The 23,406-nt window shown below is 60.6% G+C and carries 13 protein-coding genes; 7 read left to right on the top strand and 6 right to left on the bottom strand.

Features of this window, described 5'->3' with window-relative positions; all coding sequences use genetic code 11:
• Positions 1–439 precede the first annotated feature (439 nt).
• From ACFC25_RS10800 to ACFC25_RS10780, 5 genes are all read right to left on the bottom strand, one after another.
• Complete coding sequence (locus ACFC25_RS10800; protein WP_376045152.1) at positions 440–847, bottom strand: NYN domain-containing protein; 408 nt, start codon at positions 845–847, stop codon at positions 440–442.
• Positions 848–1,278: 431 nt separating this feature from the next.
• Entirely contained in the window at positions 1,279–1,731 is a 453-nt protein-coding gene (locus ACFC25_RS10795; protein ID WP_376045151.1) for a hypothetical protein, read from the bottom strand.
• Positions 1,732–1,791: 60 nt separating this feature from the next.
• Positions 1,792–4,911: a DUF3427 domain-containing protein gene (locus ACFC25_RS10790; RefSeq protein ID WP_376045259.1), complete on the bottom strand. Its 3,120-nt coding sequence runs from the start codon at positions 4,909–4,911 to the stop codon at positions 1,792–1,794.
• Between the two features lie 140 nt (positions 4,912–5,051).
• Positions 5,052–10,400 carry a DEAD/DEAH box helicase gene (locus tag ACFC25_RS10785; RefSeq protein WP_376045150.1) on the bottom strand — a complete coding sequence of 1,783 codons (5,349 nt, stop codon included), beginning with the start codon at positions 10,398–10,400 and terminating at the stop codon, positions 5,052–5,054.
• Positions 10,397–13,450, bottom strand: coding sequence for a hypothetical protein (locus ACFC25_RS10780; RefSeq protein WP_376045149.1), 3,054 nt, complete (start codon positions 13,448–13,450; stop codon positions 10,397–10,399). The genes ACFC25_RS10785 and ACFC25_RS10780 overlap by 4 nt, the downstream gene beginning before the upstream one ends.
• A gap of 677 nt (positions 13,451–14,127) precedes the next feature.
• Between ACFC25_RS10780 and ACFC25_RS10775 the strand changes: the two genes are divergently transcribed.
• Positions 14,128–15,243, top strand: coding sequence for an SIR2 family protein (locus ACFC25_RS10775; protein WP_376045148.1), 1,116 nt, complete (start codon positions 14,128–14,130; stop codon positions 15,241–15,243).
• A 36-nt stretch (positions 15,244–15,279) separates the two neighbouring features.
• Here the strand turns inward: ACFC25_RS10775 and ACFC25_RS10770 are convergent, their stop codons facing one another.
• The gene (locus ACFC25_RS10770; protein ID WP_376045147.1) at positions 15,280–15,945 is read right to left on the bottom strand and encodes an NUDIX domain-containing protein; all 666 of its coding nucleotides are present in this window, start codon (positions 15,943–15,945) and stop codon (positions 15,280–15,282) included.
• A 95-nt stretch (positions 15,946–16,040) separates the two neighbouring features.
• Between ACFC25_RS10770 and ACFC25_RS10765 the strand changes: the two genes are divergently transcribed.
• From ACFC25_RS10765 to ACFC25_RS10740, 6 genes are all read left to right on the top strand, one after another.
• The gene (locus ACFC25_RS10765) at positions 16,041–17,006 is read left to right on the top strand and encodes an ARPP-1 family domain-containing protein (RefSeq protein WP_376045146.1); all 966 of its coding nucleotides are present in this window, start codon (positions 16,041–16,043) and stop codon (positions 17,004–17,006) included.
• Complete coding sequence (locus tag ACFC25_RS10760) at positions 17,003–18,553, top strand: ADP-ribosylglycohydrolase family protein (protein ID WP_376045145.1); 1,551 nt, start codon at positions 17,003–17,005, stop codon at positions 18,551–18,553. Before ACFC25_RS10765 ends, ACFC25_RS10760 begins: the two co-directional genes overlap by 4 nt.
• A 26-nt stretch (positions 18,554–18,579) precedes the next feature.
• Positions 18,580–20,124, top strand: a complete 1,545-nt coding sequence (locus ACFC25_RS10755; protein WP_376045144.1) for a hypothetical protein — start codon at positions 18,580–18,582, stop codon at positions 20,122–20,124.
• A gap of 26 nt (positions 20,125–20,150) precedes the next feature.
• Positions 20,151–20,834 (top strand): DUF6308 family protein, encoded by a 684-nt coding sequence (locus tag ACFC25_RS10750; RefSeq protein WP_376045143.1) that lies wholly within the window; start codon positions 20,151–20,153, stop codon positions 20,832–20,834.
• A 159-nt stretch (positions 20,835–20,993) separates the two neighbouring features.
• Positions 20,994–21,704 (top strand): hypothetical protein, encoded by a 711-nt coding sequence (locus ACFC25_RS10745; protein ID WP_376045142.1) that lies wholly within the window; start codon positions 20,994–20,996, stop codon positions 21,702–21,704.
• Positions 21,701–23,389, top strand: coding sequence for an NERD domain-containing protein (locus ACFC25_RS10740; protein ID WP_376045141.1), 1,689 nt, complete (start codon positions 21,701–21,703; stop codon positions 23,387–23,389). Before ACFC25_RS10745 ends, ACFC25_RS10740 begins: the two co-directional genes overlap by 4 nt.
• Positions 23,390–23,406: the final 17 nt, after the last annotated feature.

Below are 23,406 nucleotides of genomic sequence, written 5' to 3'. Positions count from 1 at the left end.
CCCAGCGGGGGCAGTAGCCGCGCATGTAATTGCAGCTAAACATTGGAACGATTCGCTAATTGAACTAAGTGATGGTGGAAGCACCGCGCCGAACGGCCCTGCATGAGATCCCAGAGCCCGGACGATGAGACTACGCAAACATGATGACCACACAGATCTTCCTTGAACACGTTCAACAGCTTCTGTCTGAGCTCAAGCCCGCGGTTCGTTACGGCCTGACCGGACAAGTCACCATGGACGAGGAGGGAGATTTGGCCAGAGACATCAGTCTTGAACCGAACGCCGAAGGTCTGGAGCATTCGGGCAAGGGCGGATCGAGTTACATGCTCACAGTTGAGAAGGACCTTTCCTGTCACAGCAACAGTCTGTCCCCGGAGGATAGATACTTCACCCTGGCAAAGTTGAGAGTTCTTGTACATGGTTTCTTCAAGGCCTCCCCTCAGGCAGCCACTGACAGATCATCCTGGCAATCCCAGAATGTTTCCTCCGTCAGCATGTGAGTCCAAAGTCGGAACGACTTGATGGCTTGGTGGGACACCAAATTGCCAGGTGTTGAAGCACCGGTCGACCACGCCGCGAGCTCCACACGGGTTGATGTTCGAACTGCATCATGAACCGCCGGGAAGAGGTCGGAATCACTGGAAAAGAGTACGACCACGTCGAACTTCCTCGATTCCGCCGCCTTTACAAAGTCCAGACCAAGCCGAACATCAACTCCAGCTTCCTTGGGCCGCAGGCGGCTAGGACCGTAGACCATCGGTGGATACGTTTCGCGGAACAGCGGGTCCACGCCCCATTGTTCCTTCTGGTCCCGAAACCGTTCAATAAAGATGCCGATATTTTCCATAGTAATCTTCGCCTTTAACAGTTGAAGCCGCCACGGAACTGTGACGGCGTTTGGGAGTATAGAGTTTTTCATTCGGTCATAAGCCTATTGAGGATCTTATTTCGACGCTTATCAAAGCGTTAAATTCAAGATATCGGAGAATCTTTTCAGGGCCTAAAACGACAGAATCCCTACGCCAAAGAGGGCGCAGGGAAATTCGTATGTTCAAGATAGCGCCGCACGGCGTCTGCCGTCAAGCGTTCGATGAAAAATGCATCGACGGTCGCCATGCACAGCCTCACTCAGAACTGGTCAACGTCCTTGTGCCAGTCTCCACGCTTGGAGGGCCGGCGGGCGCGAGCTGCAACCGTCCGCCCCTTAAGCGGCAGTCCGACAGAACAAAGCCACTACGAGGGAACCCAGCGGACGCCTGGTCCGACGTGAGGCATTTCCTAATACAGGCCTGACCACCATCTGGCGAAAGCATTCCAAGAAAGCGGATCCTTGCGCAAATCTGCGAATTGGGTGAGTGATGGGAGCAAGTGAGAATGTTCGGCCAGCGCTTTTGTGTAGACAGTGCCCTGCAGCTGGGCGAGAATGCCCTCTGACCAGATTACCCAGGTCCTGTCCGTTATAAACCCCTGCTTCCGCAAGTCAACTTCGTCTTCGCATAGACGAAGATAGGCCACCACAATACGGCGTTCATCCGGATCCGGCGCTGGAATCTCATGATTCAGGTAGAGCCTATCCGGCATACGATCGAGAAGCTGCCAATAACGCTGGACATATAAGTTCTCAAAATCCCTGTGCCGCTGAGTCCTCGCGCCCACGAGTTGGAAGACTGCAAAGATCGCAGCCGCGGCAGTCAAAACGGAGCCAAGATCAGCGACATCGCTAAAGTTCATACTTCCTCGGTTCAATTCGGCCGTAAACGTTTCACGTAATTCTGTCCCGCTTGATGCTTATTATTGCGCCACGGCTGCCGCAGTAGCGAACACATCCGCCGGCATCGGCCGATGCAGCTTCCAAGTAATGGCTATCGGTTTCTCGCCAGTGTGCTGAACGTAGTCCACCTGTCCGAGGCAAGTGTAGGGAACTGTCAGCCCGGTCTCGTCGTCCGCTGTGTCTCTAGTGAAGATCAGAACCTTCGAACCATGCGAAGCCCGGTCCAGGTACCGCCGGCCCGTCGGGCTCTTCGGTGAGGTCGCATTCTGCGACTCCCAGTGGAACAGCTCCGGGCTAATGGCGTAGTCCTTGTACATCGTGGTCGCTGAATGCTTTTTGTCGTCCTTGTTCAGGGTGACAAAGAAGGCATCTGTGGAAGTTGCAGGACACCACGCAACGCCCTCGCGGTGCTGCACGTTCTTGCCCTGTTCCAGCGAGCCGTACTGCAGCGCCGCCAAAACCTCCTCCCGCCGGTAGGTGGCATGCGAGAGCAACGGGATGTGCTGCAGTCCTGCGCCGAGGCTCTTGGCTGCGTGTTTGGACGCGGCAGCGCCGAGCTTTACGATTTGCTGAATCTCGCGGCACACAAACTGATACCCGCGCAGATAGTCCAGTCCGTCGTCGTACGTCTTGAACCCGCCGCCGTCATCCCACAATGTATAAAACAGCATGCGCGCGAAAGCCTGCTCACGCATGCCAAGCTCCGCGTAGCGTGGCGCGCCGGGAGCAACCAGCATGGAATAGGCGGCGGCGCGTTCCGGATCGTCCACGTGAATCAGCGCGGCCATACGGCCCAGCAGCTTCCTTTCCTCCGCGTTCGACAGCTCCTCAATCTTCCCGCGGAGTACGGTCTCCAGGGGAGAGAACCCTTCGATCAGCCCTGCCTGGCGGAGGTAGCCGGTCCACGAGTCCCTGGTGGAACGGTAGATCGTCTTCACGTCGTTCCCCGAGCGCTCCAGATACGCGTCCAACTCGATCTCGGCGTACGATGCGATGTCCCGGACCAGCTGCGCCCGGTTGAACCGGAGCTGCGCCTTAATGTTGTCGAGGACCACCTTCTGCGCGACCCGGTCCAGTACGATCTGGGAGCCGGACGGCAGATACGGGAACTCGTCCTCGACAGCCTTCTCCAACTCCTTGCGCCCGTAGCCGGTCAGCGCCCGGTAGCGCAGATCAAAGCGGAACTCGCGGCGCTGTTGGCCAATGAAGTCCAGGACCGTCAGCACCGCTTTGCCCTCCGCACGGCGCAGCCCGCGTCCCAGCTGCTGGAGGAAGACCGTGGCACTCTGCGTGGGGCGGAGCAGCAGGATGGTGTCCACCTGCGGCAGGTCCAGGCCTTCGTTGAAAAGGTCGACGGCGAAGATGCAGTTGAGCTCCCGCTGCCCCAGGCGCCTGAGGGCTTCCTCGCGGTCAGCATTGTCGGTGGTGCCGTCGACGGCGACGGAAGCAATGCCCGCCCGGTTAAATACCTCGGCCATGTAGTGGGCGTGTTGGACAGAGACGCAGAAGCCGATGGCGCGCATGTCGTCGGTACTGGTGGCCTTGTCGCGGAGCTCCCGGATTACTTTGGCGGCGCGGGCGTCATTGCCGGTGTAGAGGGCGCTCAGCTGTGTGGTGTCGTAGTTGCCGCGTTTCCATTCCAAATGGCTGAGATCGACGTCGTCCGAGACGCCGAAGTAGTGGAACGGCACCAGCAGGTCGGCATCGAGGGCATCCCAGAGCCGCAGTTCGCTGGCGGTGCGGCCATCGAAGAACTGCTTGGCGACGTCGACGCCGTCGCCGCGTTCCGGAGTCGCTGTCAGCCCGAGGAGCTCCTGAGGTGTCAGATGGTCCAGCAGGCGGCGGTAAGTGGGGGCCATGGCGTGGTGGAACTCATCGATGACGACGACGTCGAAAAAGTCCGGCTCCAGCTGCTCAATACCGAGGGAGGAGAGCGATTGGACGGACGCGAAAATGTGCCTCCAGTCTTTCGGTTTGTGCTCCCCCACGTAGAGTTCACCGAAGGCGCCGTCCTGCATGACGTCGCGGTAGGTGCGCAGCGCTTGTTTCAGGATTTCCTGCCGGTGGGCAACGAAGAGCAGCTTCAGCTCACGGCCGGCAACCTCAGACAGCCGTTTGTAGTCCAGGGCTGCTATCACCGTTTTGCCGGTTCCGGTGGCCGCAACCAGGAGGTTGTGGTTGAAGCCCTTGAGACGCTCTGCTTCCAGGTCCTCCAGCATCTCCTCCTGATGGAGGAACGGCTGGACCTCTAGCCCGGTGGCCGCATCGGGTGCGGCGGTGCGCCGGCCGCCGTTGCGTTCCAGCACAGCGTCCAGCTTCTCGCCGTCGCGTCCGGGGTCGTAGCTTTGGAAGGCACGCTGCTCCCAGTAGCTGTCAAAGGTGACCTCGAACTTCTGTAGCAGGGAAGGCGTTGCCACGGAACTGAGCCGGACGTTCCATTCAAGCCCGTCCAGGAGGGCAGCCTGACTCAGGTTGGAGCTGCCGACGTAAGCGGTATCGAAGCCGGTGTTGCGACGAAACAGCCATGCTTTGGCGTGCAGTCTCGTAGCCTGCGTTTCATAGCTAATCTTCACCTCGGCGCCGTACCGGGTGACAAGCTCATCGATGGCGCGGCGTTCCGTGGCGCCCATGTAGGTGGTGGTGATGACTCGTAGTTTTGCCCCGCGATCTTTGAGTTGCTCCAGCGCCGGCTGCAAGAGCCGCAGGCCGGTCCAGCGTATGAAAGCGCAGAGGAGATTAACCGTGTTGGCGGACTCCATTTCGGCCCGAAGCTCGGCAGCGAGGTTTGGATCGTCCTTGCTGTTGGTGAGGAGCGCGGAATTACTTAGCCTTATGGTGGGGCGGCGAAGTTGCCGTCGCTTGAGCGAGTCTGGACGATACAGTGACTGGAGCTGGGTGGGGCCCTCTGCAATTCGATCGCTAATTTGGAGTTCTTGAAGAACACGGTTTGCCATCGCCACCCGATCTGATGGCTTGGCCGCAGCGAGGGCCCGCCTGACAGCGTCTGCGACGTGGCGGGAGAGGACGTCTGGGCTATTCTCCGCTTCTACGTTAGTGAAGACTGGGTGCAGATCCGGTCCGGCATTCAGCAACCTACCAAGCGCATCTGTAGCGAGAAGTTCGTACAACCCCGGAGGCATCTGGTCTGCCGCTACTCCCCCAATGAATTCAGTCACTGCGCCAGGCTACTATCCTTCACTGATAAGGGGCGGAATTCCGAATGTCAACTCGCCCAGGATTTTCGGGGCGAGTTGACGCTCGGCATACACGGCAAGGCCTTTCAGAGGGAGACTGTCTCGCTCTCAATTGCGGAGATCAGGACAGGGAGTGCACGCCTGTCAAACTCAAAGTGATCGCTCATTGAAAGTCGGTAGCCGGGGAGTTCCAGCTTTGCTTCCGCGATAGCGGTTTCCCTCTGTGTGTTGCTCATGCCAACAGGACCTCGGAACCAGAGCGGGTGCCCTACGAGCACGCCCACTTTCTCATCAGGAATTAGTACGACCGGAACGTTCAAGGATCCCACCGGCACAACCGCGCAGCCAGGGTCGATCGACTTCGCCACCAACTCAAGTTCCTGCTTGCGGCCGAACCATCTGGCCAACTTCAGCTCGTCACCCGCGCAAAGATCGAGCATGTCGAGCGCCAGCCGCCAGTCAAGGACGCCGTGGAGGCGTTGATTGTCCCACGATCTCAGGCAGTCAGGGCAAGAGGTGGAACACCCGTTATGTTCATTGCCTTCGAACAGCGTTCTCAAGGACTCGCGAGTAGAGCGTAATAGGACTTTGAAATTCTCTTGTTTCGCTATCTCGACGGCGTATCCGGCTCCATTATCCAAACTGTCAGCCAGGAATACGCGCGCTGTCGGTTCGCCTGCACTTATTAGGTGTTGGAGACCTGTCTGCATCTCCTGGGGGTCGATGTCCAGCTGTGCCTTAACGCCTGCGCGCATAACCTCCGCAAGAGACCATAGCGCAGACATTCCCGGAGGAAGTATCGCCGACGAGGTGGTAAGGCCACCTGTCGGGGTCTTGAGCCGGGTGAAAGCGACAGTCACAGCATCGGTAGTGCGAATTTCTCCAATGGCGGACCTTCCAACATCGATGCCCGTCGTGGGCATGTCCTTCCAACCACGTGTATAGATTGATTTATCGACTGCCACGACGGAACCGTCGCCCTGCCGTTTCAGGTCAAAAAGCCGTCCTCGATTGTCGTTGTATTGCAGCAATTTGCCCTGCTCGTACAGGCGAACGTCCACACCCAGCACTTCAGCATGGGCGGTTTCCTTCTGCGCGGACACGAACGTGGGCGGGTTCTTGGTCTGCGCCCGCGACCCATCTATCCGATACGGGCGCGCCTTGTATGAAGTTCTGAAGCCTCGCGGCTCAAACATTGAAAACCGGACGACTTCGGAGCCACAGTTCTCACATGCATCACCGACATTCCGGTCGATAGTGGTCGTTCCACATTCAGGACACGTAACCACCTCATGAGGCGTTCCCAACGGGTCAGCTGGCGACCACGACCTGCCCTTCTTTTCATAGTGCGCAAACCCAGCTGCAGTATGTACGAGACCGTCCCGGACAACTTCCGCGCCTGGTGCATAGTTCGTAACAGCCATCGCCAGAGGCCGGTCAGCAACAACATGGTTGTCCAATACCCGGCCCGTGACTTCGCTGTGGTAGAGATTGCGCACTCTCGTGGGAAAGCCAAATAGAGGAAGCAACCCGCCGAGCGCCAAGACGAGACTTAGTTCGTCGTCGCTTCGTTCAGGAGATGCAGTAACGCGGTCCACCTCTGGGACAAGTTCGGTGCGGGCCCAGTGTTCGATCTCCAAGACCTGCGCGTCGCTGAGCCTCGTGTAGCGAGTCAGCTGCCGGACAACGTTACCCACGTTAGGGTTGGTGCCTAGCCACTCGGCTACAGCAGGCCTGAAGACTGGCCAGGATTCGACCTTTCCAAAAGATCCGTGGAGGCTATCGGCAGTCCACTCTGGTTTCCCTGGCAACGATGCGAAGGCCCGTTTTAACAACTCGGACGCAGCAACGCGCTGCGCTATGCGTGGGCGTCCCAGGTCCAAGAACGGCTGTGGTGGAAGATCGCCAGTCATGCGATACGCGTTGTTGAAGTAGTACTCGTCATGGGCCGAGTCGCGGCACGATGTAATCGCGAAGGAGAAAGCTTGTCCGGCGCGCCCGGCCCGCCCGACCCGCTGCTGATAGTTGAATCTCTGGGGAGGCATGTTGGCCATCAGAGTTGCGTTAAGCGCACCAATGTCGACGCCGACCTCCATCGTCGTAGTCACACTGAGAACGTCTAGCTGGCAGGTACGTCCGTTCTCTCTGGGAGCCGGCAGTTGAATGCCCTTGAACCAACGCTGCCGCTTGCGCTGTTCGCTGGCTGGTTTTGTCTGAGCGGTAAGTTCGGCAACGGCTATTCGCCTCAGGTCCTGGCTCGCGAGCCAACCGTAGTAGTCGCCGGAGTGAACCGACCCTTCTCGCTGCGACAGTGACGTAGAGTCGCAGCCCTTGTTGGCGCACACACCGGCCGAGCCGTGCAAATGGACAAAGCCACAGCGGTCACAAGTCCACTGTCGGGTCGTCGGAGGAGCAAAGCGGATGTGGTTAGTCGCCCCGTGTATCTTCAGAGTCCAGCCTTCATGGGTCAACCCCAGGTTCTTAAGCACGCCGTACACCCACGCCTCGAGCGCTGCCAGATCGCCGCCATGCACGTTCGAAACACGTTTGAGGTAGTCCCTCACGGCGGTCGGGGTTTTAATCCCCTCCGAACGGGCAGCGAAAGATCCTTCGTAGTTGAGATCTAGACCCAAGAGGCGCACACAGCTTGCCGCGGCCTGGCTGGCAACGTCATCGGCAAGACCGGATCCTGACCCTGACACTTCGGTACGGACCCAGGCAAGTCCCGTTGATTCGATGTCGCGACGTCCGCCGTCGAAGACTTGCCGTGCCAGCTCCATGTCCAGCATGTTGCCAAGCTTCTCGCGTGCCACAGCTGAGGAGACGGCGTCGGCCTTGGTCCAAAGACCCGGTTCCGGGGGCGCATAAAAGGTGAACCAGGGCTCCCTATCGAACTTCTGCGCAAAAGGCGATGGACCTCCCGGACTAATCCCCAGGTCAACCATCTGGTTTTCAATCCGAGCACGAAGATCCGTCCAGGCAATGGACTCCGACCCACTGGCGTTCAGCTCAGTCAATAACTCGATATCTACCTTCGTAGCTACGCCGGCCGTCTGACGCATGAGAGCCATGAGGGCCTCAGGATTGGTCTGCAGTACGTGCTGGGCCTGGGCCAGTTCAGCAGGCTTTAGGCTCGAAGAATCGGAGGTGAAGCGTCGCAGAATATCCAACATATCCGTGTCTGCCACGTCGGAGAGGCCCCTTCGGAGCATCTGCACCAAGATGTCGCTGTATTGGCGTGTTGCCAACGACGCGGCAGTACGGGCGGCGGAATCTCGATTGTCCGTAAACACAATCGTTCGGTAGTCCTCTGGTCGCTCTCCGAGAGTACGGGGAAGCTGACGGAGGTATACCGAGGTTGTTTGCGCGGGCGATGTGGCGTGGCCCTGCAAGGGAGATGCGACTTGTCCTTGGAGGAAGTCCGCCGTCTGACGGCCCTGTTGCCCGCATTGTGGACATCTGCCAGGAATGGCTGGCGCAGCCCCGGCGTCACCCTTTCCGCTGATTTGAAGGACCCAGCCGTTTGCTCCTTGAGGTGCACCGACTTCGAGGTGTCCGCTAGCACTCAAATTTGCCCGGACCCAGGCAACATCGAAATTCTGACTCGACCATTTGCTACCAGCGCCGGCCGGCGCCTGATCGTCAGAGGCTGGCCAAAACCATCGATACATATCCCGGCTGCGGCGAGTAACCAACCCGGGGGCGTCCGACAGGATACCCGCCGGCGTTGCGCTCAGGCTCTCTGTTTCATCGCTGAACCGCAAGACATAGCCGCCAAGGCTCGTGTCGCCACACTCGTCACAGAGAATGAGCTCCAGGACTCGGCTGCCACAGTCGTCGCAGACTGAGAGTGGCTGCCCAAAGAGTTTACCAACGTTGCGGTGTCGGTCTTGTCGCTCCGGAGCCACGCCCGAACACACAGGGCTGCTGCAGGCCCACAATCCGGACAGGACGCGAGCAAAAATGTGCCCCCGCAGAGGGACCCCGACTTGTTCGCCCAATGCAACGGCTTGGAATGTCGCGTGAAGTGCACTCAATTCGGGGTCATCGACGCCGAACATTCGTTGAGAAATGGTCGGCAGGAACTGCGCCCTGTGCCTGCCGTCCTCAGGCTCAAAACAGGCCGCTGCAATGGCCTCCGACAGTTCCGCCGAGCGAGACACCAGGGTGCCCGCTGCGTGCTCCGCCAGCACTTGATCGCGACTAAGTGGCAGCCTGCTAATGATCTCACGGGCCTGACCCGAAGTGACAACAAAGCTGCTCCTCGAGGCTCCGAAGAACTCTTCTAGGAAGCTCAGACCGTCGTCATCGTCATTCAGCGAAGCGCTGGCTGCAATGATGCGCAGCTGTGGGCTATCCGGCTCAAGGCCGAGCCGGTCCATGAGTCTTCTTAATAGGAGTGCCACTTCGCTACCAGCGGATCCCCGGTAGGAGTGGAGTTCGTCCACTGCCAAAGTGAATACGTGATCCGTCGATGCGGCGAGCCATTCTCGCGTCTGCTGAAAGAGCGGCGCTTCGAAGTCCCTCATTAGGATGGCGTTGATCATTGCGAAGTTTGAGACCATGACATCGGGAGGGTCCTGAACCATGTCCCAACGCGTTACCATCTCGTGAATTCTTGGATCCGTGAACAGTGACAGGTCACCCTCCTCAACGGTCCCCGCAGCGACGAGGCTCTCGTACTCGTCGGACATCTCGCGAAGTTCCTCGATTACACGGGAGACGGTCACCGACTTAGCTGACGGCTTCGGGAACGCGTTATTTCCGGGAGTTGCACCCGTGTACCTACCGAACCAGAGCCGCGCCTCGGGTCGGCTCTCGGAAATCCTTCGGAAGGCCAGACGGAGGCGGGTTAGCTGGTCCTCCACGAGGGCGTTCGTGGGATACAGGATCATCGCCCGGACTGCTGCCTTGCGCTTTTCGTACTTCCGCATTGGACTGAACGATTCACCCGTCCACCAGGTGTTGACAGGACCTGGCCGGCTCCATGTCTCCGATTCCTCTACCAGTCGGAGCAGGATCGGCAGCAGGATCGCTTCAGTTTTTCCGGATCCAGTCCCCGAGGTAAGGACCACGTTATGCTTTCCCGCCGCACCGGCGCCTCGATTCGTCAGGATGCTTGTAGCTTGATGACGGCGGATGCCTATGCGCTCACCAGGTTTACCAAACTGGCGAAAAAAGGCGTCCCCGACGATACGCGCTACCGATTCCGAATATCCAGCTGATGTAGCGGTGTCCACAAGGTCGTCGGTGGTGGGATACGGAATGACAGGTTCGAGCATGGGTTCTTGGAAAACTTGTCCTGGCGCAGCGAGAAGATCCTCGCGGTCAGCGGCGAGGCCAAGGGATCGGAGGCGATAGTTGGTGGAGAAATACCGCGAAAACGCCTCTTTAAGATCGTGGCTGACACTTATGGGGTTTGGGTGTTGGTTCATGACGTGAGCTTTCCAATGATCGCGTTAGCAGCGGCGGCCGGGACGTTGAAATAGTTGACGGAGCGGTCCGAGCGCCGCATTACGGGTAAATCACCGGCGCCCATGACCGCCGCGCGGCTGAACATCCCGGGGAGTTCGGCCCCAATTGGAACTGAAATCGTCCCTTCGACGGGATCGTAAGCGATCAGTGGACGTTTGGCTTCGAGAGCGGCAAGGTGCTTGCCTAGCTGAACGGTCACGATGGCTGCCACTCCAGCAATCACGTCCTCCGCATTCCGATAGTAGTAATTCGAGCTAAAGCTGCTAGATACACGGTAGAGGCCGGGGAGTCGCGAAGTCTCAATCTCCATCCACGTCGCGGAGCGAGGATCGAAGTACTCATAACCACTGGCGAAAGGCATATCGCGCCGGCTCAAGCCAGCCGCAACGGACGAAAGCGTCGGGAGCGCCAGGGAAAGAGACCGTGCCGCGTGAGGCACTAAGTCGAAGTCAAACTCTTTAGCAACTTCGGCCACGTCGTGGGCTGAAAGGTCGGCTACTCTCCGTTGGCTCTGATGATGCGGCGCATTGATGGTCACCGTTGCGCCCAAATCTTCTAGAGCCTCAACCACGTCCTTATCTAATTGCCTGGGCCAGTAGCCAGTGAGCAGCCAGGTTCCATCTGATAATTCGCCCATACAGGTTGCTGCGGCTTCCCAGTTGATGACTTCAAGTGCAGCATTTCTTTCCAACTCGATAATGCCCAAAGCCTCCAGGCCGTGTAGAAGCTGATTCTCAAAGATCGCGGAGTCTTCGAGCTGGCGAGCGAGCGTCGAGAATTCGTGGCGGGACCCGGCGCCGAGATAGAACAGCGCATCGATCAGCGCCGACCAGGGCGCGGTAGCGGGCCCGAGCGCCGGAAGAGCCTTTCTTATGCTCCGGACTGCCTGGTCCCGGCCGGCCTGGCTCTTAGGGATCCGGGTTGGATGGCGTTTACTCATGCCACATCGCGCACAGACGCCGTACATCCATCGCGATTTTGGCCATTTCCCGTCGAAGAGTGGAAAATTCCAGCGATGGCGCCCCGTCACGATGCACGAATCTGCCGGCGGGCCCGCCACGAGCAAAGGCGGAGTCTTCGGATTAACTCTCCCTTGCCTATTCCAATCCGGACGCGTGGCCACTTTGCGATGACTGTAACTAACTTCAGGCGCCGAAACTGCGACTCCGTCGATACCTGGTGTTGCCGCGTCTTCGTTAGGGATGCTCTGAATTGGCCACAATGGGTCTTCCAAGTCGTGGCATAGGGACCTGAAACGCTGTGCGCTGTCAGGGCTTGGTACCGATGAGCTTCTGCGTTTCACAGCCATCGTCTGTAGCGTGGTTTTGCCTCGCCGGAGAGAAAGCGTAAAGTCTTCAGTTCCTCCCGGGATCGCTTCCAGGTTCACCACTGCGGGAACGGAGAGTTTACTCCTGACAACGGATTCTTCAGTTTGTAGGGTCTCAGCGTTGCGAGTCAGAATGAACAGATCAACGGGTTCGTCCGTCTCAGAAGCGACGATCACCTGGATAGGACTTAACGTGCTCCAGCGTTGCATCCGTCCGGGCAGCTTGAGGCCACCCGAGATAGTCATCTGAGTGGAGAGCCTCGGCTCAAAGGCGGAGAGATCAGTCCCTGTTACCAGAGCCGAGTCCGGTGTCCGCAGGAGCATGACGTCTTTGAAGACTGTCCAGCCGAGCGGTACACCGTCTGTGCCGCCCGGAACTCTGGCAAAACCCGGCTGGGCTGCGTCGGCAAGGATCTTGAGAACCGCGGCTAGCAGCTGAGGTTCATCCCGAACAAGGAGGCGTGAAAGAACGGCCGCGTTGATCCGGTCCGATTCAACGTAGGCCGCTGAAAAGGCATCCCTGGTCAAGATAACTACCTTTTTCGGGACACGCCCAAGTTTGAGGCCCGAATGCAAATGGATCTGGAGATCGCCGCTTATAGCGGAGCCGACGTCCACGCCGACGGCCCGGAAGTCAAACCCAGCCGAGCCGGCGCCGATGAGATCCAAAGGGAACTCACGGGCTTCTGCATTAAGTCCTTCTATTCGGCAGATGTCTCCCGGGGATACGTTCGATCCTGCCAAGAGTCCAAACCGCATTTCCGAGCGAAGCATGACCCTGGCGTCCCTTACTGTCAGGAGGGCACGTTGATTCTTCTGCTGGAGATTGTTCTGGCCATTCCCGACACCGTCCCATGCGGCCAGCTCTGCTAGCGCAATTTCGACTATCCGGTTCTGCAATTCGTTGAATGCCCACATCTTTCGAAGTGCCGCGTTGGCTGAAGTTCGAGCAGATGCAATCCAAACGTCGATGGCGCCGTGCATGTCGATGTGCGACACGACCGATCCAGGGTTGAATCCCTGTTCCTCAAACATCTTCTTTAGATTGCGACGCTCACGCTCACGAACCAAGGCTTGAGAAATCGGCAGGCCCACGTAGCGGTGCATAAGTGCATAAGCGCTGGGTAACCCTCGCTGACCGTCTTGGTCCTCAAGCCACAGGGTTAGTGATTCCCAAAATGCCTCACTTGATTTGGTAAACGACAGGCGGAACCTGCCGGATTCGTGGCGTGGTATTCCCAAGAGCCCTTCAAGGCTCGCATAGTAGCTCGATTCCGCGGCGCCAGTCTCAATGTTGGCACCACCCATGCGTTCGGCCGCCGACGAGAACAAGACCAAGAGGGCGATGTGCGGAGGCGGAGGCACCTCAGCTGCGGCAGCAAGTGCCTTGCGCCTAGCCTTAACCCACGATCTCGTCATTCCATCGAAGTCCGCGAAAAATGGCTTGCCCGACTCCCTCCAACAGATCTTGCTGCGAACAGCTCGCGCCAGTGATTCGTCGGCCTCGTCAAGGGCTACGCCAACATCAAGGCAGGCACGCGCAAAAGCATCATCGTCTTTGTCCAGATAGACGAGCTCCCCAGCCTTGTCGGGGCTGAAGAACGCCGCCGCTAACGCCGCATTCCAGTTCTCATAAGATGTGACTCCTGCTCGAGCGACATCCTTGTCGGCTACCTCTACCACTTCCGTTACCCCCAAATAAAAAGGAACCTACTTCGCGCAAGATTAGACGGTGCCACTGACAATCAATGAGCTAGGCACGCAAAGAGAGCAGATTATGGTGCTACGCAGTGAACAATGAACAGTCAGCGCATCCGATCTTTTGTTTTCGGCCAGCCGGTCCTCAGATTCTCTATAGGCCTAGCTCTAGCTGTGGAAGGTGATAGACAGATTAAATGACAAAACCGCACGTTTTTGTAGCCATGGCCGACCTCTTAAACCTCCGGTGCGACGCATGGTTACTCCCAACGGACTCCACGGCCAGAATTGAGAGCCACTGGCTGCGGGCCCACCCGAATTTGCGGAGCATAGCTGCGGCATCAGCCTCGGTCCAGTTCCGTGGCGGAACAATACTGGCCGAGCCGATCCGTCCCTGGCCCTCGTCGGCACCGCTGCCAATCATGACTGCAGTGCCCGAAGACGGCACATGGAACCCCGCAGTTCTGGCAGAACGTCTTGAAGCATTCGTCCGCAGTGCCGTCATCGCGATACCCACACCCCCGGATCACCGCCCATATCGGCTGCTTGCTTTGCCCTTCTTTGGAACAGCCGGCGGAGGCGCTGGAAACCACCTTGGCGCAGCCCTGCGCGCCACTCTGGAAGCGTGCACCGAATTGGTCAGGCGCTACAGTGTCGACATTGTGCTGGTGCTGCGCGACCGAGCAGCGTTCTCACTGGCCCAAAAACTACGCCGCGAGGGGGTCGACGGCGCCTGCTGGCCCTCCGTTGGCGGCCAGTTGAGGGGGAAGGCCCGGTCACTCGGCGAGATAGCACGGGCCGGGCACCTGGTGCCGTTCCTGGGTGCGGGTATCAGTGTCAGCGCGGGCGCCCCCAGCTGGGGCCAACTCCTCGACAGGTTGAGGAGCGGTGTCAACCTCAAACAAGAGGACGCAGATGCATTTGAAGGAATGGGCCTCCTTGACCAGGCTGGAGTGCTCGAGCAGCTCTATGCCGACCAGCACGGATCCCGGAAGGCCTTTGGGGAAGCCGTGGCTGCCGCGGTGGATCTACCGAGGTATGGGCTGGCTCCGGCGCTTCTTGCGACGCTGCCCTCCGCCGGGGCAATCACCTTGAACTATGACCGGCTTTTCGAAATGGCCTGCATCGACGCCCAGCGGCCACGGACTGTCATGCCCGAGAACGCTCCCGCTGTCGGCAACAATTGGCTTCTAAAACTCCACGGCTCGGTCAGTCAGCCCGAGAGCATTGTGCTGACCCGTGACGATTACCTCAGCTACCACAGCAACCGGGACGCGCTATCCGCTCTGGTTAAGGCGCACCTTCTAACTCATCACCTGCTGTTTGTCGGGTTTGGGCTCGCCGACGACCATTTTCATGAGATCGTGCACGATGTGAGACGCGCGCTCCCGAACAATACCTCCAAGAACCACCAGATGGGCACGGTGCTGTCTCTCTTTCAGGAACAGCTCCAGAAACTCGTCTGGAAAGGCAGGCTGGAAATCCTTCCAATGGCGCCCGCACCGGAGCGGGGTGCCGACTCGGCCGACATACACACGGCACTCGTGACCGCAGGAAGGCAGCTTGAAATCTTCTTAGACATGATGGCCGCTTACGCCACTGACAACCATTCATACCTGCTGGCACCTGCCTACAACCAAGGCTTGGCCGACGATGAGCTGGAGTTACGGCGTCAACTTCTTGCTCTTGCCAAACAGGACCGGTCAACAGGAACGGCCGAAGTATGGGGCGTTCTCGACAAAGCCCTTCGGGAGCTGGGGTTGAGCAGCCAGTCTTAGGGCTGCCCGCGTGAAGCTAGGATCCGGTCTGCAGGTCTACTCCCCCCGCACCCACAACCGCGACGGCCTCCCCCGCGTCCCGTCGGACATCTGCCCCGTTCCGGTCAGCTTCGGCTCCATGAACCGGCGGAACGTGTCCCGCATCAGCGGCGCGCTCGCCACCACCTCGTGCAGCTCCCGCAGATCCTTCAATGTAAACGGCTCATCAAGCAACGCCCCAGGATCAGGCTCCTCAGCGTAAGCAGCCCGCAACCACTCCAATGCCTTGGCCACGATGTCCGCGTGCCCGTACGGGAGCCCAGCGATCAGCTCCGGTTCCCCGTCCACGGAAGCCAGCCGGACGCCGTCGGACGTCAATGCCTCCTCCAAAGCCGCCAGCGGCACCACGTCCACGTGCGCCACTGACAGCACCCAGCCGCGGTCATCACGGCCCGGCTCGTCGAACACCTGCAGCTGCTGCGGCACCCGCCCGGAGATCCCGGCCTTCTCCCGCAAGCACCGGAGCACCGCGTCCGCCAGGGTCTCGCGCTCGCGCAGGAAGGTTCCCGGCAAGGCCCACTTCCCGTGCTGATGGTCCTCCGCACGGCGCACCAGCAGCACGCACACGCTGCCCTCCGAAACCGTCAGCACGGCCGTGTCCACGGCAACCGACGGCCGCGGGTAGTCGAGCAGGGACGCGCCAGAACTGTTCTTGGAAACCATCACACCTCATTTATCGCAGTCTTGCGCTAAAGATGCAAGCGGTGCATACTGAGATCAATTAGCGCAAAAATGCATTAAATCAACCGGAGGTTCCCATGAAAGTTCCGCAGCTCCACGTCGGCGCCGGCAGCAGCCTCGACCCGCTCAGCATCTTCCCCGTCTGGACCTCCGCCCCCGGAAGCCTCGGCATCAGCACCGGCACCCATGCCGACGTCGCCGTCAGCGAACTCGCCGGCGGCGCCCAGGTGTCCCGCCTCACCGTCACTAACAACGGCCCGCACCCGGCACTGCTGCTGGAAGGCGAGCTGCTCGAAGGCGGCCAGCAGCACCGGACCTGCGCCCGCGACGTCGTCCTCGGCCCGGGCGAAACCCGCGACATCGACACCTTCTGCGTCGAAGCCGGCCGCTGGGAAGCCGGCCAAACCACGCACCGCCGGGAAGCCCGACGCGCGCCGCTCAACGTCTGGTCCGAGCTGGCCAACGGCATTGGCGGCGAGCGCGGCAGCAACCGGCAGGGCCGCATCTGGGAGCGGGTCAGCCGCTTCGACAACGCCCGCGGCGCCTCCGCCACCAGCTCCCTCCTCCAGCACATGGACTGGTTCAAGGACGACAAGGAGGAACGGAACCGCTTTGACGCCTCGGACGCACCGAAGCCGCTGGAAGGCCAGCGCGGCGTGGTGATCGGCCTCGGCCGGCAGCCGCTGCTCCTGGAGGTCTTCGGCACCAGCACGCTCTTCGTCCGCCACTACCGCCAGCTGATCGAGGCCGCACTGCTGGACCTCGAGCTCCTCCCACCCCAGGCGCTGGCATCCGGCCCGATGCCCGGCCAGCGCGCCCGCGACTTCGCCGCCCATGTGCAGGCGATGGACTTCGGAACGTTCGACGGCGGCGCGGCGGCCGTGGAGGTTCGGAGCCACGGTTCGCTCCGCAGCCGCAACGTCTCCCGCGCCGCCGGAGCGGTCACCGCCGCCGGCATCGCCGTCGCACTCCCCCAGCGCCGCCCGCAGCTGGCCCACCTGACCGGCTGGAACATCCAACACCCCCTGATGGAGATGGCATGAAACTGAACCCCCTGCAGAATGACCGCGCGGCCGGCGTCCTCGTCGCCCTGGCCGCCGGCGACGCCCTCGTCGCCCTGGCCGCCGGCGACGCCCTCGGCGCCGGCTACGAGTTAGGCGCGCCGCTGCCGGACGGCGCCGTCGTCACCATGAAGGGCGGCGGCCCGTTCGGGTTCGCGCCTGCCGAGTGGACCGACGACACCTCCATGGCCATCCCAATCGCCCAAACGCTGCTGGAGTCCGCGTCCGACGGCGGCCCTTCCTCCCCCGCGGCGCTCACCACGGTGGTCCGGGCCTGGACTGCCTGGGCTGGCGAGGCGAAGGACGTTGGGGCGCAGACGAGCTCCGTCATCGCGGCTGCCCGCCGGATGACTTCCGGGCGGAGCAAGGTGCACGCGGCCGACTTCACTGCCGCGGCCTCGGAGTTCCATGCCCGCACCGGCCGCAGCGCCGGCAACGGCTCGCTGATGCGGACGGCACCGCTGGCCCTCGCCTACCTGGACCGGGACCCTTCTGAGTTGATGGCTGCTGCCAGTGTGATGAGCGCACTGACTCACGCCGACCCTGATGCGCAGGAGGCCTGCGGCCTGTGGTGCGTGGCGATCCGCAAGGCCGTTCTCACCGGGCAGCTCGATGTCCGGGCAGGGCTGCCGCTGCTGCCGGCCGAGCGGGCTTCGGTGTGGCTGGGGCGGATCGAGACGGCCGAGCGGTCCCGGCCCCGCGACTTTACCCGCAATGGCTGGGTGGTGGAGGCATTCCAGGGGGCCTGGAGCGCCATCCACTACGCAGGCCTTTCCGCTGCCGGTCCTGCCCACCTTGGGGCTGCTTTGGAAGAGGCGGTGCGCGGCGGGCGTGGCACCGACACGGTGGCCGCCATCGCCGGCGCCCTGTTGGGCGCGGCGTACGGCTATACCGCGGTGCCGTTCGAGTGGCGGCAGCGGCTGCACGGCTGGCCGGGCCTGCATGCCCGCGACCTGATGGTCCTGGGTATGGAGCTGGGCCGCGGCGAGGGCCGGCGGTCCGCTGCCTGGCCGCGGGCCGACCGGCACGACTACAGCATGTGGGAACGCACCGATGCGCTGGTCCGGCACCCGCACGACGACGGCGTGTGGCTGGGCGGGGTCGGCTCGCTTGTGCGTGTAGATAACCTGGGCATCGACGCGGTGGTATCGCTCTGCCGGTTGGGCACGCTGGATGTGCCAGGTGTGGCACCAGAGAACCACGCCACCTTCTGGGTGGTCGACTCCGCTGATGAAGGCGACAACGCACACGCGGCCTTTGTCCTGCATGAGGCGGCCGCCGCCGTCGAACGCTACCGGGCGGAGGGAAAGACAGTGCTGCTGCACTGTGTCCGGGCGGAATCCCGGACGCCGACTGTCGCTGCGCTTTATGGGGCTCGTGTGGCAAGCATTTCTCCGCTGGAAGCCTTGGCAGACCTGCAGCACGTCCTGCCCGGGGCACGGCCGAATCCGCTGTTCCTGCGGGTGCTCGCGAATGAAAGTCAGACGTCAAGTCACAAAGGGAAGCCGCTCCGAGCGGTTGACCAATAAAGTCCCTAACTGCTGATAAGAATGACTTGTCATCGCTGAAGATGCTGGTTTGCATTCGATTTGGGGAGAGTTTGCGGGTGGGGGAAATGGAGTCCGTGTCGCACGGATATGAGCTCAGGCGGCAGGAGATTCTGAGCCGCGCTCTGAAGGCCTATCAAATGGGTGACCCGCTCCAGCGAATCAGCGCCGATTCCAGGATAAGAAGCTATGAGTTGCTGAGTCTGCTCAGTACTCGAGTTGCTGATCGGAGCGAGCAACTGCGACTTCAGGCCCTTCGCAGGCGATGCTTGGAGACTAAGGATGTATTGCTGGATTGGCGGGACCGTATTAAGCAGCTCCTCGGCGCCGGCATCGGTAGCTCTGACATTCCTAAGATCCTGGTCGCTCTCGGCGCCAACCTGGACGTTGACATGGCCCGCGAGCTGCTGAAGAGCCCTGAAATCCTGCAGTCTTCAGAACGTTCAGCACCCCGCGCTTTTGTCACTGACAAAATGGGCCTGCTCTACGTAACGGGGTATCAACGCGGCGTTGAGCCGGACTACCGAATGGTATTGGGCAAGGACCCGCTGCCTAGTATGCAGGACTATCGGATCCTCTTGGAGGCCGCGCATTTGCCGCGGCTGCAGATCGGCCAGGTCATCGCCGTCATAGAAACAACTGCCGAAGCAATTAGCAGTGGGGACAATGCTGGTATCTCCTACTCCGAGTATGTAGCAGTTCGCGAGGCGGTATTCCTCGAGATGGGTCTCGACCCCGATTCATCGTTTCCACCACCCGCCGAACGGATTCGCGATCGAACGGAGGGCAGCTCATGGCACTTGGCGCTCGAGTCTGTGGGGCTAAAATTTCCGACCGTACGGGGCAGATTTTCCGCCGACGACTATGAAGATGCTTCCCATTCATACCGCTCCACATTCAGCCTCTTCGGCTCCCCGAAAGAAGTGGCGAGTTACGACAGTTGGATGATCGCCGAACTGGCTGCGGGACGGGAGCGTCCGTCGGCAGTGGCTATCAGAAGGTACTTCGGTACCTGGGAATCTGTCATCAGCGCCTATGTTCCGCTCGATCCAAAGGAAGTAGCGGGAATGATCGAGCTTTACAGGGAAGGTAATAACGAGGATGCGCTATGGGCGCGGGCGGGTGAATTGGTAGGCGAAGTACTCGCTACCACGCCGTGGAATTCATTTCTGAGCATTCAGTACGGTGACGGTGCTGGTGGACAATCGCAACCATATGCCCAAGTGACACCGGGACCTGATGGTGCATGGTGTGAAATTGTCTCGGAAAGATTTCTGAGCGCCGACGAATGGCCGACCTCTGCGAACTACTTGCTGGAGAACGGATGGTCAGAGCCGGATTCTGAGATCCCTAATTGGTACCGAGAAGCCGTCCCCCTGACCGAAGCTAACTACATCGTCCTTGAGGGACTGAGACACGGCCGGGCCTGCCCTGACGCTGAGAAGCTCCAATGGCACACCGGAGATTTCCCTTCCGGGTCGAACCCTGACGGGGGTGTGACAGTCGAACATGTCTTGGGCGGCGCTGTGCAAACCCTCCGAAATGCCGGCTGAATACCCCTTAACTAGATAGGACCAACATGGCACTTCCCGACATCCTCAGCCAAGGCAACGAGGAAGAGGCGGCGCGGCTCTTGGCCGTCTATTACCGGCGTCTATCAGATGGCCTTCCGGCGTACACAGGTAGCTACTTCAACTCGTGGGCGGGAGGTGGGGACATAAGCGCCAACGCGAACACTATTACAGCCGACGACCTCATCGCCGTGTCCTTCCTATCGGTGGATATTCCAGGTGAAGCTGCCATTGGATTTCTCGATACTCATAAAAATCGAATTTCCGACTTGCTGAAGAAAATTCCTACCGACCGTCATCTAGCGGACGTATCGATAAAGGAATTTCCGACTATGTTCGGTGAAAAAAGTGCAGCAACTGAGTTGTGGCATGTCCTTCGCGGCCGTGAGACAGGCCGGTGGGGAGTGGGCGAAACTCGAGCCAGCAAAATTATGGCCCGGAAGCGCCCCCGTCTAATTCCTATTTATGATTCGGTCGTCGGACCGCTCATGGGTCTCCAGGGGAACTCGAAAGGCCAGTGGGCAGTCTGGCACGGCGCCTTCATTGAGCACCCCGGCCTGACACCACGCCTGCGAACCATCTACAACCTCTCCGGCGTCAAGGATTCCATTTCCGATATCAGGGTCATGGACATTGTGCTGTGGATGCACGGGAAGCAGCCTCCGTTGGCTGCAGCAAGCGTCCAAGCGTAAAGCGCCGGAAGAATCATGCCCGTATACCTCGAAGAGCTTGCCCTCAGCGTTGCTCGTTGTAGCGAACTTGTGCCTGCTGTTAGGGACACGGAAGAGGGCCGTGCCCACCCCTGCCGAAAGATCGTGGATTCGCAGGATACGTTGGCTGGCCCTCTCCAAGTGCCCGAAGCATGGGCCGGCAACCTGGCCTCGGCCAGCATCGTTTTCCTTTCCTCGAACCCTGCCATCAGTGCCGGCAACCCGGCTGCCAGATGGCGCGCGAAGCGCGTAGCCGAGAAGTACCCCACCGTGGATTGGGACGACGTCGACATCGCGGACTTTATGATCAACCGCTTCGCCCCCGAACACGGGTGGGTCCTTAACCGCCGGCACCGAAAGGTAGAAACAGCAGACGGGCCGGCTTGGGGTACTCCCGAGCCGTACTGGGGCTGGGTAGAGCAACAGACCTACGCGCTGCTCGGTTCAGGAACACCGTGGTACGAGCAGGCCGTGATGACGGAGGTTGTCCACTGCAAGTCCAACGGGGAGGAGGGCGTCGCTCAGGCTGCACCACTCTGCGCTCAGAAACATATGGATCGCATTCTTGCAGCAACACCGGCAGGGCTCGTTGTGGTCGTTGGCAGCAAAGCAGCGCAGACTCTCAAACTTGCCTATCCAGTCGCCTTTCAGCAGCGGGCGTTATTTGGGAAGCACAGCGAAGAAGGCGTGCCGTATACGGAGCAGAACCTCCTGCACATGCACCTTGGCGGACGGGACAGACTCGTCTGCTTCCTGAAGCATCCAAGCGCACACGGTGCAAAATCATCGTTCGCCTCAAGTTACCCAGATGCCCTCGAACGGCTGCGACTGGCTGCGAAGGGAACACCATGAGGTGCATTCCGGAAGAACCGGAGTTCGGCGATGGACACCACGCGGAAAAGGCCGTCTGGACCGCCCTGCGGAACAGCCTCCCCGATGACTGCGTCCTGGCCCACTCGGTCCACGTCCGCGATGGATGCAACGAATACGAGATTGATCTGCTGGTCCTCTGGCCTAATGTCGGCATGGCCGCGATCGAGGTCAAGGGCGGCCAGGTCAGCATCACGGACGGGCAGTGGTACCAGTCGGACCGGAACCAGAAGCGTAAGATCCAAAGCCCCGTGGCGCAGTCCCAGAGCTCACTCCACGCCCTTAAGAACTGGCTGGAGAACCAGCTCGGTGCGCGCCTGAGCAGCCGCTGCGTCTACATGGTCAGCCTGCCCTACACCGACGTGCCGCGGGAGTGGACCATGGCAGGATGCCCCCGGTCGCTCATCCTCGACCAGACCGGCAGCAAGTCCCCCGCCGACCTCGTACGCCAAGCCATCGAAAACGAAGGCGGCGGCGCCTCCCCGCTGGCCCCGGCCTTCCTGGAACGCATCGTCCGCAGGCTGGGCGGAAACCTGGACACCGCCGTCGCACCTTCCACCACCTCGCAGGAGGACGAGGCAGCGCAGGACCACCTCACGGAACGCCAGTCCGTGCTGCTCCAGGCAACCCGCTCACTCAACAGGGTCCGCTTCACCGGCGGCGCGGGCAGCGGAAAGACGTGGCTCGCCGTCGAGAAGGCCAAGCTGCTGAGCAAGCAGGGCAAACGCGTGGGCCTCTTCTGCTACAACAAAGGCTTGGGGCAATACCTCCAGGACCGCGTCGGGACATGGAAGCGGCAAGCCAAGCCGGTGTTCACGGGCGAGTTCCACGAATACGTGCGCGGGCTGGGAGTCCCGGACGGCTCCGGCCAGGACTATTTCGACGTCGAAATGCCCCGCCTCCTGAAGGAGCTGGCAGCCGGACTGGAGCCGCACGAGCGGCTGGACGCCGTCGTCGTCGATGAAGCGCAGGACTTCGCGCCCCTGTGGTGGGACGCCCTACTCGCGTGCACCAGCGACCCGGACGCGGGTGAGGTGTACGCCTTTATGGATGACCGGCAGGACGTCTACCAGCGCTGGGGAGGCGCGGCGGCGGACCTCACCAGCGGCCCGATGGCCACCTTCGTTCCCATCCACATCGACGACAACCTCCGGAACACCGTCAAGATCGCTGAGACGTTCAAGCCATTCGCCGGCGAATACTTCAAGCCCCGCGGAAGCACGGGCCTGCCCGTCCGGTTCGTGGACTGCCCAACCGAGGACGCGCTCGAGATCGCCGGGGACTGTGTTGAGGCGCTCATCGACGAGGGCTGGGCGAACAACCAGATCGCGCTCCTGACCACCAAGGACCGCCACCCCATCCACCTGGACTATTTCGAGCGGGGCGCCACGGAGGAGTACTGGCGGGACTTCCACGCCAACGACGGTGAGTTCTACGGGCATGTGCTGGGGTTCAAGGGCCTGGAACGGTCCGTTGTTGTCCTCTGCGTCAACGGGTTCAAGGACATGGGCCGGGCACGGGAACAGCTCTACGTCGGGCTGTCCCGGGCACGCAGCCTACTGGTGGTTGTGGGTGATTCGGGGCTGCTGGAGGAGGCCGGCGGCCGCGATCTCAAGCTCGCGCTGTCCCGCAGCCAAGCGTGGAAGCCTGCGCTGGAAGACGGTTAGTGGCGCTGCTCACCTAG

This window comes from Pseudarthrobacter sp. NPDC055928, from assembly GCF_042270935.1.
Taxonomy (GTDB): Bacteria; Actinomycetota; Actinomycetes; order Actinomycetales; family Micrococcaceae; genus Arthrobacter.
Note: the sequence above shows the minus strand (reverse complement) of the source record. Positions and strands in the feature narration are given on the sequence as shown.

Coding starts and splice junctions, on each gene's coding strand:
- ACFC25_RS10760 (WP_376045145.1), top strand. CDS start 17,003: ATGAAACTGAACCCCCTGCAGAATGACCGCGCGGCCGGCGTCCTCGTC.
- ACFC25_RS10795 (WP_376045151.1), bottom strand. CDS start 1,731: ATGAACTTTAGCGATGTCGCTGATCTTGGCTCCGTTTTGACTGCCGCG.
- ACFC25_RS10750 (WP_376045143.1), top strand. CDS start 20,151: ATGGCACTTCCCGACATCCTCAGCCAAGGCAACGAGGAAGAGGCGGCG.
- ACFC25_RS10740 (WP_376045141.1), top strand. CDS start 21,701: ATGAGGTGCATTCCGGAAGAACCGGAGTTCGGCGATGGACACCACGCG.
- ACFC25_RS10770 (WP_376045147.1), bottom strand. CDS start 15,945: ATGGTTTCCAAGAACAGTTCTGGCGCGTCCCTGCTCGACTACCCGCGG.
- ACFC25_RS10790 (WP_376045259.1), bottom strand. CDS start 4,911: ATGCCTCCGGGGTTGTACGAACTTCTCGCTACAGATGCGCTTGGTAGG.
- ACFC25_RS10785 (WP_376045150.1), bottom strand. CDS start 10,400: ATGAACCAACACCCAAACCCCATAAGTGTCAGCCACGATCTTAAAGAG.
- ACFC25_RS10800 (WP_376045152.1), bottom strand. CDS start 847: ATGGAAAATATCGGCATCTTTATTGAACGGTTTCGGGACCAGAAGGAA.
- ACFC25_RS10765 (WP_376045146.1), top strand. CDS start 16,041: ATGAAAGTTCCGCAGCTCCACGTCGGCGCCGGCAGCAGCCTCGACCCG.